Raw genomic sequence first — 14,776 nt, 5'->3', positions numbered from 1 at the left:
CGAACCCCTGTTACCACCGTGAAAGGGTGGTGTCTTAACCGCTTGACCAAGGAGCCATGCTACTGTATTGTCTTTTGCTTAAATGTCTTAACTAAGTGTCCTTGAGTTATTCAAGCTGCTGACCACATAGACTATAATACCTAAAATTAGATTGTGTGTCAACACATTTTTTCATTTTTTTTATTTTTTACGCAATTAATTAATTTTTATAACCATTGTTCAATACCTAAGAGCTATTTTAACTGATTTTTTTGTTAATAATAAAATTAAAGAAACTGATTAATAATTAACTTTCATTATTGATTCTTTTAACATGATAACTACTATGATAAAATCTATTTATTACTAAAGTGAGGAGTGACTGAGAAATGATTTATCATGATTTAATTGTTGTTGGTGGCGGGGCATCTGGATTGATGGCCGCTATTGTGGCAAAAGATTTTGGGATTGACGTAGCCATTGTAGAAGGAAATGATAGAATTGGAAAGAAAATTCTTGTTACCGGAAATGGACGATGCAATATTTCTAATACAAAAATCTCTTATCCGTACAGTTGCTTTCATAGTGAAAATAATACCTTTTTTCAAGAAGCATTAAATCGATTTACAGTAAAAGATACTGAAAACATGTTTTTCTCCCTTGGTTTACCTTTAATTGAATTAGAAAATGGTAAAATGTACCCAAAATCTCTTCAAGCCTCTTCTGTAATAGATATATTTAGAATGGCGTTAGATGATAGAAAAATTCCTTTATATACAAATTGTAAAATTAATTCTATAAACAAAAAAAATAATTTTATTTTATCTAGCAATAACGATGAATATAAAAATTTTTCCTGTAGCAAACTTATTTTAAGTTGTGGTGGTAAATCTGCTGCTAAGACTGGATCTGATGGTTCTTCATATAAACTATGTAAATCTTTAGGTCATAGCATTATAGATACTCTTCCTGGCATTGTTCAATTAAAACTAGATTATCCTTACCTAAAAGCTCTATCTGGGATTAAATTTGATGGATCTGCTTCAATTTTGATTGATAATGAAACCGTAAGAACAGATACTGGCGAAATATTATTTACCGACTATGGTATTTCAGGTCCTCCTATAATGCAGTTATCATATTATGCTTCTAAAGCCCTTCATAATAATTCAAAGGTAAATATAAGGCTCGATTTGTTCCCATATGAAAGCGAAGAAGATGTACAAAATTTCTTATCGACACATTTCTCTTTATTTAGTTATAGGGACGTGTCTTCTGCATTAATTGGAGTTATAAATAAAAAATTAATTCCTACACTTTTAAAAGATGTTGGAATTAAAGACATACATATGCCCTGTAGTAATATTGATTGGAAACACATTAATGCCCTAATTGGTAAACTTAAAAAATGGGATTTTACTTGTATAGATACTAATGGTTTTTCAAATGCTCAAGTTACTGTTGGTGGAGTTAATACTCATGAGGTAAACAATCTAACCTTAGAATCTAAGCTAGTTAAAAATCTTTATTTTTGTGGAGAAATTTTAGATGTCCACGGGGACTGTGGCGGTTTTAATCTTCAATGGGCATGGAGTTCTGGATACTTAGCTGCAAAATCCGTAGCTAATAGGTAAATATTAACCTAGACAATGTAAAAACAGTCACAAAATATAATTAATTTTAAGTTTGTGACTGTCCTTTTTATTATAATTGATTCTTCAATTTCTCCCAATCTGCTTCTAATAATGTAACCAAAGTTCCTTCACCATTTCTTATAGTATGATATGATTTTAATTTTTTTTCATCAGACTCCCTTACAGTAGCAACTGATGATATTGTATCCCCGTATTTAGTTTCTTTCTCAAAGGTTACTTTAATTCTTCTAAGAACATAATTATTAACAACATCAAGTGGTACAGCTTCAATTGCCCATTCAACATATTTGACATTATTAACATGATTATTTGAGTCAATATCACTATATCTAATATTAAATTCCTTTATATACTGCTCCTCATCAACTCTTTCCACTTTATCCATACTTATATCATAATCTACATCACCATCTACACCGTAAATATCATACTGTTCCTTTTGTATTCTCATAGGCCTTCTCTTCTCTATATCAATTAGGAAAAATAGTGCTAAAGCCTCTCCAATAAGATTATTTTCTTCATCCATGATAAAATATTTTCTCAACCCATAGAATTTTTTAAAACCTACTGGCTGAGTTGTGACGCTTATGTTTTCACCAAACATTGGATATCTGTACATTTTAATATCATACTTGTAAAATACCCACGCACAATTATTTTTTGTGCAATACTCAATTCCTCCACCAAGATATTCTGATTGCTGAGTTCCAACATCGCAAATAAAATCAATTATTGATGATAACTTACATCTTAATTGAGAATTTACCTCATAATAATGTATTTCATATTTTTTTGTAAAGCCTTTACTCATATTTATTAATTGTAAAATAATAAAATTAGCGATTATTTTTATAAATTAATTTAATCACTATTTCTATATTTACAATTTTTCTCCCCCCCTTATACTATATACTATTATAATAACATTTTACGGCAGTTAATTTGTATATTTATATTCTATAAATATTCTTTAATTGATTATGAGTTACAATACTTCTTTAACAAAAAAGGGACTTTCTAAAAAGAAAATCCCCTAATAAATAATATTATTATCTATTTAATGCTTCCAATAAATCGTCTAAGTTTAATCCGTGAACTGTTGCTGCTTCAGCTATAGTTTCAGCTTGAGCTGATGGACATCCAACACATCCCATTCCAAAACTCATTAAAACTTGAGCTTTAGATGGATCTGAACTAACTACTTCACCAATTGTCATATCTTTAGTTATCATACTTTCACCTTCTTTAATATAACTTTATGTAATTATTGTCTACAATAAAATTATATTTTATACAAAACATAAAGTCAATACCCGAGTATAATACTAAACAATAGACTATATACTATCTATTCTCATTGTTTGATCTCTCTTTGGACCAACTCCAACTATTGAAATCTTAGTATCAGTAAACTCTGAAATTCTAGCTAAATATTTCTTAACATTTTCAGGCAGTTCATCATAACTTCTAACATCAGCTACACTATCATCCCAACCATCAAATTCTTCATATATTGGCTCACATTTAGCTAAATCTTCTAGACTTGCTGGAAAATAATCAATTACTGTGTCATTAAACTTGTATCCAACGCATACCTTAATTTTTTCTAACCCAGCTAATGTATCAATTTTTGTAACAGCTAATGAAGTTAATCCACTAACCCTTGCTGCAGTTTTAACTATAACTAAGTCTAACCAACCACATCTTCTTGATCTCCCTGTAGTTACACCATATTCATGTCCTTTTTCCCTTATCCAATCTCCAGTTTCATCAAGTAATTCTGTTGGAAATGGTCCTTTACCAACTCTTGTAGTATAAGCTTTTGTTATACCAACTGAATTAGTAATCATATTCGGTCCAATACCTGCACCGCTAGATACTCCCCCAGCAGTTGTATTAGAAGAAGTTACATATGGATATGTACCATAATCAATATCTAGTAACATACCTTGAGCTCCTTCAAATAAAACAGTTTTATCTGCTTTTATTTCATTGTATACTCTAACAGATGTATCCTGAACAAATGGTCTTAATTTCTTAGCAATATCTAGATATTCTTTTAATATTTCATCAAAATTTAATGCTTCTCCGCCTAATACTTTTGTAATATAGGCATTTTTCATTTCGACATTTTCTTTCAATTTTTCTGTGAAAACATCTTCGTGCATTAAATCACAAACTCTAATTCCACATCTTTCAAATTTATCTGTATAACAAGGTCCTATTCCTTTACCTGTAGTACCTATATCATTTTTACCTCTAGCTTTTTCTTTTAATTGATCTAATATTTTATGATATGGCATGATAAGTTGAGCTCTGTCACTTACGATTAACTTTTCAGGTGTAACTTTAACACCAACACCTTCTAAGTAATCTATTTCTTCAAATAGAGCCTTTGGATCAACAACTACTCCGTTTCCTATAACATTTAATTTGTCATCATATAAAATTCCTGATGGTATTAAGTGCAACTTGTATTCTTTATCGCCAACCATTACAGTGTGACCAGCATTATTTCCACCTTGAAATCTAACAACTACATTAGCCTCTTCTGCTAAGTAATCTGTCATCTTTCCCTTTCCTTCATCTCCCCATTGCGCTCCTAAAACAATAAATGCTGACATTTATCTTGCCTCCCTTAATATAAATAAGCCTGCACATTTAGCTTCAATTCTAATTATTAATTTGGAGTTACATTAAATTACTTTAATCTCTCCCTTTAAATAGTAGCAAAGTACTTTTCCATGGTCAACTATATATCGAATATTTTTTTGCTTTTTTTATAAATAATTCGTATAATTGTTTTATATTGTTATTATTAAGCTTATATTTTAGTGAATTTAAATATATGTAACATGTTAAGGAGTGTTTTTAATGAATATTTATGAAGAAGCTTTAAAATTTCACGAAGAAAAAAAAGGTAAATATGAAATCAAACCTACTTGTGAGGTAAAAACTGCTAAAGACTTAAGTCTTGCATATACACCTGGAGTAGCTGAACCTTGCCGCGAAATACATAAAGATCCATCAAAGGCTTACACTTATACTCGTAAATGGAATACAGTTGCTGTAATTTCTGATGGTACTGCAGTTTTGGGGCTTGGAGATATTGGGCCACTTGCTTCTTTGCCCGTTATGGAAGGTAAGAGTATTTTATTTAAAGAATTTGGTAATGTAGATGCATTCCCTATAGTTTTAGATACTAAAAATGTGGATGAAATAGTTAATACAGTTGTAAATATTGCTCCAACTCTTGGCGGAATAAACTTAGAAGATATCTCAGCTCCTAGATGTTTTGAGGTCGAAAAAAAATTAAAAGAAAAATTAAATATCCCAGTATTCCATGATGATCAACATGGGACAGCAATAGTTGTTTTAGCCGGGTTAGTAAATGCTTTGAAAATAGTGAATAAAAAGCTAGAAGATATAAAAGTAGTTATTAATGGCGCTGGTTCTGCTGGAACTGCTATATGTAAGTTATTGCTTTCTTCAGGAGTTAAAAATATAGTGATGTGTGACATAGATGGTGTAATAAGCAGAGATAAAGATCTTAGCCATAATATTTATATGCAAGAATTAGCTAATATAACTAATCCAAATAATGAAGCAGGTACACTTAAAGACGTTATAAAAAATGCAGATGTATTTATTGGTGTTTCCGCTCCAAATATAGTTTCTAAAGATATGGTTAAAACTATGAATAAAGACGGAATAATATTTGCCATGGCAAATCCAACACCAGAAATTTTCCCTGAGGATGCAAAAGAGGCTGGAATTGCAGTAATGGGTACCGGCCGTTCAGATTATCCAAACCAAATAAACAATGTATTAGCCTTCCCAGGAGTATTTAGGGGTGCACTAGATGTTAGAGCTACTGAAATTAATGAGGAAATGAAAGTAGCCGCGGCTTATGCCATTGCAAATGCTATATCTGCCAACGATCTAAATCCCGATAACATAATTCCAAAAGCATTTGACTTAAGTGTACAAGCTTTAGTTGCAGAAGCTGTTAAAGAAGCTGCTATAAAAAGTGGTGTTGCAAGTATTTAATATTCCTAAAAATCTTAATTTTAAATAGATTATATTAATAAATAACCTGCATATTGAAATTTTAATTCAATTGTAGGTTTTATTATTTATATTATTTTCTTAGTTGAATTTTTATCTGATAATAATCATAAGATTAATTTTACCCACAGCTTCATTTCGTAAAAATTATTCACAAATTTATATTTTAAATTTATCCACAGAATAAATATCATATAATTATCCACATTATATTATTATTAATCTTATCCACACAAAACATTTTAAAATATTATGTTGATAAGTATATATTCTCCACAAATATACTTAATCCTAGACAATACTAAAGCATTTAGTTAATATAAAATTAATATCAACCATATAGGAGTGAATTATATGAGTAAGCTATTAATACCTATAGATGACGATACTTTTAAAACTGAAGTTACTATAAGATTTAATAATATACTAGAAGGATTCGATTCATTTAAAAATTTTACTCTTACAGCAAGTAATATTGAAAACGGTGAAAGCAAAATTATTAAATTTATAGAATATATTTTTAAAATAAATAATTACAATGCTTATGTAGATTTCTACATAAATAAGATTTCAGATGAAGATAAGAAAAAACTTTTCGATTTAGTTCCAGATGAAGATACGGATATATTGAAATCTCATTTAAATTTTGATACACAAACTAGCGTATTTTTTAAGCTTGTTCATAAGGAACTTATACCTTTCTTAGTTCGTCTAAATACTCGAGAAATATTTTTCGTTACTTTTTATTTTACTTATAAACCCATTACTGTCTGGGGAAATTATGATTTAAAATTTCCGTGCTTTTTTAACACTCAGGAAGATCTTGAGTTTTACTACAATATATCTAAATCTTTTGATCTTTCCAATTAATATGAATTTTATAGATTAAAAAACATAAAAATATTGAGATAGATTACTATTATACTATATTAATCCATCTCAATATTTTGTTTATTATTTTAGATTTTTAAATTAAATTTTCAGTTGTACATGCGCACTTTTTTAATTTTGCTTCGCACCTTCTTTATTTTAGTTTCTTGGTTGTGCATACGCGCTTTTTTTAATTGTGAAATGTTCTTAATTGTGCTTCGCACTTTTCTATTGGTGCATATTTTTTGATTTCTCAGCACATTTGTCTATAGCCTGTATGACACTATTTCTAAACCCTAACTTTTCTAACTCGACTACTGCTTCTATAGTAGTGCCAGCAGGCGAACAAACCGCATCCTTTAATTCTCCTGGATGTTTTCCTGTTTCTAAAACCATTTTTGATGATCCAAAAACGCTCTGAGCTGCCATTTTGTAAGCTTTGGCTCTAGGTATTCCTAATTTCACTGCTGCATCTGCCATAGCCTCTATAAACATAAACACATATGCAGGTGATGATCCGCATAGTGCAGTAAATGCGTGAAAATCTTTTTCCTCTAGTTGAACGCACTCTCCAAAACTTTCAAAAATCTTAAAGCAATATTCCAACTCATCTTTAGTTACATTTTTATTAGGGCATACTGCTGACATCGCTTGCCCTACAAGTGCTGGTGTATTTGGCATCGTTCTAATTATTTTAGCATCATTACTAATCCATTCTTCCATATTGCTAATTGTAATTCCTGCAGCTATAGTAATAATTAATTTATCTTCTATTAACTCGGATCTAATTTCATTTATTATTTGTTTAAACATAAAAGGTTTAATAGCTAAAATAATAACATCAGATTCTTTTGCAACAGTAGCGCTATCTAAAGTTGTCTCAACTTCAAACTGTTCTTTTAGTCTCTTTGAAGATGCTTCTGTTTTAGTTGATACTATTATATCATCAGCTTTTAAAAATCCTGATTTAATAAGACCTCCGACCATTGCACTCCCCATATTACCACAACCAATAAAACCAACCTTTTTATTCATATCATAGCCCCCATTAAAATTTTTTTGTTATTAATTCAAATTTTATCATTTTATATGAATATCTTAATTATAAACCACCACACTCATAGGATAGCTTGTATCAAAAACTCACAAACTATAATTAAATATGAAGGGAGGAATATATATGAAAGATAATTCTTTAGTATATAATAATTCTTTATTCAGCCCAGAGGATTTTATTAATTCTGTTTTATATACTGAGCCAAAAGAACAACTTCCTACATGTGATATTGAAGAAAGTCCAGACTTTTACTACATAAATATAAACTCATTTTATGATGACAAACATATATTAGAAATATCATATAAAAATAATTTTTTAATCTTAAAATTTGTTCTTAATAATGATTTTAGACAGCTCCTATTTGAAAGGATTTTCTATCTATTAAAAATCGACTTGAATAATATTCTTCTCCATGAACATAGAAATAGCATAAATTTAATAATTCCAAAGGCCACTTAGCAAATTTAGTGCTTACATAGAATTTTTAAAATCATAATTTTATTAAGTATATTCAAAGATATAAGAAATCATTATAAATATGATTTCTTATATCTTTTTTAGTTTTTCAAATTTATTTAATTTTTATTCTTTATGAATTACATCCAAGTTCCCAAATTTACTATATTGTCCAAGCCAAGCAAGTTTAACTGTTCCAACTGGACCATTTCTTTGTTTAGCCATTATGCATTCGCCAATATTTTTATCCTCAGTTTCCTTATTGTAATACTCATCTCTATACAAGAACATAACTATATCCGCATCCTGCTCTATTGAACCTGATTCTCTTAAATCAGAAAGCATTGGTCTGTGATCTGCTCTTTGTTCAGGAGCACGAGATAACTGAGATAATGCTATTACTGGACATTCCATCTCTTTTGCTAATGCTTTAATTGATCTGGATATCTCAGATACTTCTTGTTGTCTATTATCACTCCCTGATCCTCCAGACATAAGTTGTAAGTAGTCTATAACAATTAAATCTATTCCATATTCCATTTTAAGTCTTCTACATTTTGACCTCATTTCCATTACAGTAACACCAGCAGTATCATCTATATAAATCTTTGCTTTTGAAAGAGGTCCTGCTGCCATAGCAATATTTTCCCAATCTTTATCCTCTAATGTTCCTGTCCTAAGTCTTAACATATCTACATTAGCTTCTGAACAAAGCAATTTATAAGCTAATTGTTCTTTAGACATTTCCAGAGAAAATACTACAACACTTTTATGCTCTCTTAGTGCAACATGTTCTACTATATTTAACGCAAATGTAGTTTTACCCATAGATGGTCTAGCTGCAATTAGTATCATATCACCACTTTGAAATCCAGAAGTTTTTGCATCTAAATCAGTGAATCCAGACCCAACTCCAGTGATAGTCCCTTTATTATTAAAAAGTTTTTCTATTTGAGCGAATCCTCTTTCTAATACATCGCTTAGTGGTTCAAAATCTTTTGATGTTCTTTTCTCTGCTATATTAAATATCTTTTTTTCAGCACTATCTACAACATCCTCAACATTGCTTTGGTTATTGTAACTCTCCTCGATAATAGTTGTAGATGATTTAATAAGTTTTCTCAATGTAGATTTATCAGAAACTATTTTTATGTATGCACCTAAATTTGCAGTGGTTGGCACAGAAGAACTTAATTCTGTTATATATGTTACCCCTCCAGCTCTTTCAAGCATATCAGTACTCTTTAGATATTCTAATAAAGTTAATAAATCCACTGCTATATCGTTTCTAAACATCTCTAGTATAGTTCTATATATTACCTTATGACCATCTCTATAAAAATCCTCTTCCTCTAAACTCTCTAATACTTTAGCAATAGCATTTTTATCTATGATCATAGATCCCAAAACTGATTGTTCCGCTTCTATGCTTTGAGGCAAACTCCTCATAACTGATGCATCCAAGCTTTTTCCTCCTATCTAATTATCTATTGACAATTATTTTACACTTTATCATTTGTACGATTACCATAATAATTTTATCATTTCTTAGTCATAAAAAAAAGTCTCCCGTATTTATTAAGAGACTTTCTTATTAAATTAACTAAAAGCGATATCCATAATCTCTGCTATGGAAGCTATAGCTTTAACTTCTATATCTTCAATATTTAAAGGAATTTCTTTTTCGTTGTCTTTTGGAACTAGGACTAGTTTTATACCCATTCTTCTAGCACCATATATTTTTTCAAAGATTCCTCCTACTGGTTTAACTTTTCCTTGAAGAGATATTTCTCCTGTAATAGCTATATCTTGCCTTATAGGCTTATTTAATAATGAACTTATTATACATATTGTAATTGCTGCTCCTGCTGAAGGTCCATCAATTTTTCCTCCACCAACAACATTAACATGAATATCGTAATCTTTAATGTCTTTATCTGTTAAGCTCCTAATAACTGAAGCAGCATTAAACACAGAATCCTTAGCCATGGTTCCAGCTGTATCATTAAACCTAACTATACCTGCTCCCTTTTTCTTTGAAGGGAAAACAGCCGCCTCAATTTCAATTGTAGAGCCTAAAAATCCACTTACACCTAATCCATAAACATGCCCTACCTCACTTTTATTTGTACTTGCTAACCTTTCAAATGGAACATATCTCCCAATTGATATTACTTCATCTAAATCTGATAATTTTATTTCTAAATCATCTATAAATTGTTTACTTCTGTGTAATGCATATCCATATGTATCAGTTAATATATTGACAGCTTTTCTACCTTCAAAAGTATAATTACTTATTTTTTGAGAGACACCTTTTTCCAATCTAACATTAAGTTTTCTGGCAGCATCTTCTACTATAAGCATAATATCTTTTGAAGAAAGTGGCTCAAAATATACTTCTGTGCACCTTGACCTTAGGGCTGGGTTTATATCACTAGGGCTTTTGGTTGTTGCTCCAATTAAAACGAAGTCTGCTGGTGCACCATTATCAAAAAGATATTTAATATATTTAGGAATCATTTCATCATCTGGATCATAATATGATGATGAAAATTCAACTCTCTTATCTTCTAAAACTTTCAAAAGTTTATTTTGAAGCATAGAGTCCAACTCACCTATCTCATCTATAAATAATACTCCACCATGTGCCTGCGTAACCAATCCTGGCTTAGGTTCTGGTATTCCAACTTCAGCCAAATCTCTTTTACTTCCTTGATATATAGGATCATGTACTGACCCTAACAAAGGATTCGTAATTTCTCTAGGATCCCATCTTAATGTAGTACCATCAACTTCAACAAAGTTAGAATTATCATCAAATGGAGTAAATGAAAGCTTCTTGACTTCATTTAGTGCAAGTCGTGCAGCTGTAGTTTTTCCTACTCCAGGTGGTCCATATAATATTATATGTTGTGGATATGGAGATGAAAGTTTTGAAATTAAAGACTTAATTGCTCTCTCTTGTCCGACCACCTGACTAAAATTTGTAGGTCTAAGAAAACTCATAATATTCTTACTAGTTGTCCTGCTATCCAATTCTATTAAATTATTTAATTTACTTATAGTTTTCTTGTTTTCAGCGCCTTTTTGTTTATTTATTACTGAAAGTCTAACTTCATCTATGTACTTCTCTTGCTTCTCCATAATTGATTGCTCAACTTGAGACTCAATTTTATTTTGAACATATCTCTTTGCCAGCTCATTTGAAATTAATCTAACAGTTTTATCTATAGCTTGTTGTAATTCCTCTTTTTTAGGTGCTGATTTTAAATCCTTGCCTTCAGCTAGGATGGTATTTATCGCAAAAACTCTATCACAAGGATTTGATGACTGTATATATTTATCTAATTTAAATCTAACTGTTCTAGCTCTAAACGCACCTTTATCGAGAATATTTTTAGTTATAGAAATTAGCGCTTCAATTTGTGAATCTAATGATAAAGTTCCTGATATAATATCCTGTAATAAGCTTGAGTCATCATATAAATTCAAAATTAATCCTCCTTATTCCTGTGGAACAATAATCACCTTCATTTTAGTGCTAACTTCTGGATATAACTTTACTTCTATTTCATATCCACCTGCCAATTTTATTGTATCCATAACAATTTTCTTTTTATCTATCTCAACTTTATGTTGTTCTTTAATTAATTCTGCTACATCTTTACTTGTAATAGCTCCAAACAACTTACCATTTTCACCTGTCTTAGCTTTTATTGTTATTTCCTTTCCTTTTAATTCCCCAGCTAATTTTTGTGCTGCCTCAAGTTCAGCTAATTTTTGTTTTCTTTCATTTTCTTTTTTATTGTTTAAAATATGCATATTTGAAGCACTAGCTTCCTGAGCTAATTTCTTGGGAAATAAAAAGTTTCTTGCATATCCATCAGACGCTTCAATAACATCACCTTTTTTGCCTATTTTTTTAACATCTTGTAATAAAATAACCTTCATATTTATTCACCTATCCTTAAGTATTTTTTCATTGCTTCCTTTAATTCATCAACAGCTTCTGCCATTGTCTTATTTGATATTTTAACTCCTGCAATATTCATATGTCCTCCTCCGCCTAATGATTCTAAAACAACCTGAACATTGATATCACCTACAGATCTTCCACTAATATATATATCACTATTTATTTCCCCTAAGACAAAACTTACAGAAATTCCTGATATATTTAGTAATTCATCAGCAGCTTTTGCTATAATCACTGTATCTATATTTTTAGGCGTTATTGCTATTGCAGTACAATCATTTACTTCTGCTGATTTTATTGTTTCTGCAATAAGTAAATAATCATCTAAATCATCGGTAAACATTTTTTTTATTTCAATTGGATCTGCACCCAAAGATTTCAAAAATGATGCAGCATCAAATGTTCTAACACCCGTTTTGAATGAAAACCCTTTGGTATCCATAAAAATTCCCGCAAGCAATCCTTCTGCTTCTTTTCTTGTTAAATTTGGCTTATCAACCATATACTGAATAATCTCTGTAACCATTTCAGATGTAGAGGATGCATATACTTCTATATAATTTAATATATCATGCTCTATCATATCTGGGCTTCTTCTATGGTGATCTATTATGACTTTTGTCTGCGCTTTTTCCACAAGTGTTAAATCAGCAATGTAACTTTTATTATGAACATCTACAATTATAACTAATGTTTGGCTATCTAACTCATTTTTTGCTTCTTCTATAGATATAAATAAATCGTCATACTTTGATTCTTTGTTTAACTTATTCAAAAAATAATCAATTGCATTATTATCATTGCCTAATATAATACTACAATTTCTACCAAGCTGTTTAACAACACTTGCTAACCCCACTGCTGATCCAAAACAATCCATATCTGGATTCTTATGTCCCATTATATATACCTTGCTACTCTCATAAATTAATTCGCTTAAAGCTCTAGCTATGACACGTGCTTTTACCTTAGTTCTTTTTTCAATCTCTTTCGTATTTCCACCAAAAAATTTTATATCGCTATTAGTTTTAACAACAACTTGATCTCCGCCTCTACCTAAAGCTAATTCTTTAGCTATACTAGCGTTATTATAATTTTCTAATGGAGACATTCCACCTTTTCCAACGCCTATACTTAACGTCGTTTCAATGGAATTACCTTTATCAATTTTTGAAATTACTTCTATTATATTGAATTTTTGCTTTATTTCATCATCAATATACTTATCTTGAATTGATAATACATATTTATTAGTATCATATTTTTTAATCATTGCCTTCAGATTATTCGCATAAGCATTTATTGTTCTTTCTATTTCTGCAACTAGAAGAGGCCTATTATTTTCATCAGTTTTATCTAATACTTCTGTAAAATTATCTACTTCTATTAACATTACGCTTTCTTGAGTAGTTTCATAATCTATAAGTTTTGTTATGTCATTGAAAGATAATAGATATAAATTTTTTTTGCTTTTTGTCTTGACTAAGTTTGCGTATACATCGTATAGCTTATTATTAATACTTAACCTTTGATGCGAATTTTCCTCATGCTTCAATATATTATCTAAATTTAATCCCCTAGTTATACTTAAAATATTTTTTTCCGGATCTTCCCTATTTGGTTTTAAAGTTTTGAATAGATTATTACACCATACTAGTTCCCCATCTTCTTTTATTAATGCTAATGGATAAATAGATTTAAGTGCATTATTTGATATCCCCTTGTCTATGCTTTTTATAAATTCATTAAGGTCATTCTCTTTTTTCCAATAATAATTTAATTGACAGAAATCATCAATTAAATAAATTATAAGAATGATTATACCTATTCCTGTATAATTATATTTAAATGATATTATTAAAATTGTCATAAATAATACAGGCTTAAGCAAGTGTTTAAGCATAGTTACCCAATTCATAAAAAGCCTCCTAAGGTATATTTAATCTCTTCTGTTGGTAATATAACGTTTTAATTTACTTAAGCTTTTACCTTCTTTTTCAACTTGATCTTCAGCTCTGATTCCTAAATCTAATTTTGATTTTATAACATCATCTATATCCACAAATGAATACCCTAATTTTTCACCTAAGATATACAATATACTTATAGCACCTGAAATACAATCTAAAATTGAATCACGGGCTATATTATTCCCTTTTGTTAAAAGCTTAAAAAACTCTCCTATTATACACAGAAGCTGTGCTTTTAAATCTTCTATAATTTTAATGTTTGTTATTATATTAAAATTATCTTTTTTCATAGTCATACATCCTCTCTCAAAACCCTTGTATTCTTATTTTAATTTTTTTTTTTAAGTATTGCAAGGACTTCTAGAACTTTTACTAAATTATTCCATGTAGTAGCAACGTATGATTATCACTTATATTTTTCTATATTAAAAACCCCCTGATTTCTCAGGGGGATTATAATTATTACCTTTATTCTGTTGTAAATGGTAATAATGCTATGTTTCTAGCTCTCTTGATTGAAGCTGTTAATTCTCTTTGGTGCTTAGCACAAGTTCCAGAAATTCTTCTTGGAAGAATCTTTCCTCTTTCTGTAACATATTTTCTAAGCTTATTTATATCTTTATAGTCGATAAATTCAGCTTTATCTACACAAAAAGCACAAACTTTTTTTCTAGATCTTCTCATTTTACCGCCTGGTCTTCTATTATTGTTACCTTCTTCTCTGCTCATCTTATTCCCT

14 protein-coding genes are annotated in these 14,776 nt (G+C 29.8%); 4 read left to right on the top strand and 10 right to left on the bottom strand.

The window, feature by feature from the left end:
- Positions 1-368: 368 nt before the first annotated feature.
- Complete coding sequence (locus tag COL3_RS19040) at positions 369-1,613, top strand: NAD(P)/FAD-dependent oxidoreductase (protein ID WP_008418973.1); 1,245 nt, start codon at positions 369-371, stop codon at positions 1,611-1,613.
- Positions 1,614-1,683: 70 nt separating this feature from the next.
- On the opposite strand, the gene COL3_RS19035 is transcribed toward COL3_RS19040, so the two are convergent.
- From COL3_RS19035 to COL3_RS19025, 3 genes are all read right to left on the bottom strand, one after another.
- Positions 1,684-2,445, bottom strand: coding sequence for an acyl-ACP thioesterase domain-containing protein (locus COL3_RS19035; RefSeq protein ID WP_008418975.1), 762 nt, complete (start codon positions 2,443-2,445; stop codon positions 1,684-1,686).
- 238 nt (positions 2,446-2,683) lie between these two features.
- A complete protein-coding gene (locus COL3_RS19030; protein WP_008418977.1) occupies positions 2,684-2,866 on the bottom strand; it encodes a DUF1858 domain-containing protein in 183 nt (60 codons plus the stop codon).
- Between the two features lie 105 nt (positions 2,867-2,971).
- On the bottom strand, positions 2,972-4,258 hold the full coding sequence (locus tag COL3_RS19025) for an adenylosuccinate synthase (protein WP_008418980.1): 1,287 nt from the start codon (positions 4,256-4,258) through the stop codon (positions 2,972-2,974).
- A 250-nt stretch (positions 4,259-4,508) separates the two neighbouring features.
- Between COL3_RS19025 and COL3_RS19020 the strand changes: the two genes are divergently transcribed.
- The gene (locus tag COL3_RS19020) at positions 4,509-5,684 is read left to right on the top strand and encodes a malic enzyme-like NAD(P)-binding protein (protein WP_008418983.1); all 1,176 of its coding nucleotides are present in this window, start codon (positions 4,509-4,511) and stop codon (positions 5,682-5,684) included.
- 372 nt (positions 5,685-6,056) lie between these two features.
- Positions 6,057-6,572 (top strand): hypothetical protein, encoded by a 516-nt coding sequence (locus COL3_RS19015; protein ID WP_008418984.1) that lies wholly within the window; start codon positions 6,057-6,059, stop codon positions 6,570-6,572.
- 228 nt (positions 6,573-6,800) lie between these two features.
- Here COL3_RS19015 and proC read toward each other — a convergent pair whose 3' ends face one another.
- A complete protein-coding gene (gene proC / locus COL3_RS19010; protein WP_008418986.1) occupies positions 6,801-7,607 on the bottom strand; it encodes a pyrroline-5-carboxylate reductase in 807 nt (268 codons plus the stop codon).
- Between the two features lie 145 nt (positions 7,608-7,752).
- Between proC and COL3_RS19005 the strand changes: the two genes are divergently transcribed.
- Entirely contained in the window at positions 7,753-8,091 is a 339-nt protein-coding gene (locus COL3_RS19005; RefSeq protein ID WP_008418988.1) for a hypothetical protein, read from the top strand.
- 123 nt (positions 8,092-8,214) lie between these two features.
- Here the strand turns inward: COL3_RS19005 and COL3_RS19000 are convergent, their stop codons facing one another.
- The 6 genes from COL3_RS19000 to rpsR form a co-directional block, all read right to left on the bottom strand.
- Positions 8,215-9,552 carry a replicative DNA helicase gene (locus COL3_RS19000; RefSeq protein WP_008418990.1) on the bottom strand — a complete coding sequence of 446 codons (1,338 nt, stop codon included), beginning with the start codon at positions 9,550-9,552 and terminating at the stop codon, positions 8,215-8,217.
- Between the two features lie 135 nt (positions 9,553-9,687).
- Positions 9,688-11,583 (bottom strand): Lon family ATP-dependent protease, encoded by a 1,896-nt coding sequence (gene lonC / locus COL3_RS18995; RefSeq protein WP_008418991.1) that lies wholly within the window; start codon positions 11,581-11,583, stop codon positions 9,688-9,690.
- A gap of 12 nt (positions 11,584-11,595) precedes the next feature.
- Complete coding sequence (gene rplI, locus COL3_RS18990) at positions 11,596-12,042, bottom strand: 50S ribosomal protein L9 (RefSeq protein WP_008418994.1); 447 nt, start codon at positions 12,040-12,042, stop codon at positions 11,596-11,598.
- A gap of 2 nt (positions 12,043-12,044) precedes the next feature.
- Positions 12,045-13,985 (bottom strand): DHH family phosphoesterase, encoded by a 1,941-nt coding sequence (locus COL3_RS18985; protein WP_008418996.1) that lies wholly within the window; start codon positions 13,983-13,985, stop codon positions 12,045-12,047.
- A 21-nt stretch (positions 13,986-14,006) separates the two neighbouring features.
- Positions 14,007-14,327: a MazG-like family protein gene (locus tag COL3_RS18980; protein WP_008418999.1), complete on the bottom strand. Its 321-nt coding sequence runs from the start codon at positions 14,325-14,327 to the stop codon at positions 14,007-14,009.
- Between the two features lie 178 nt (positions 14,328-14,505).
- Entirely contained in the window at positions 14,506-14,766 is a 261-nt protein-coding gene (gene rpsR / locus COL3_RS18975; protein ID WP_008419001.1) for a 30S ribosomal protein S18, read from the bottom strand.
- Between the last annotated feature and the right edge of the window lie 10 nt (positions 14,767-14,776).

The sequence above is a fragment of the Clostridium sp. LS genome, assembly GCF_002760435.1.
In the GTDB taxonomy this organism is placed as follows: Bacteria; Bacillota; Clostridia; order Clostridiales; family Clostridiaceae; genus Clostridium.
Note: the sequence above shows the minus strand (reverse complement) of the source record. Positions and strands in the feature narration are given on the sequence as shown.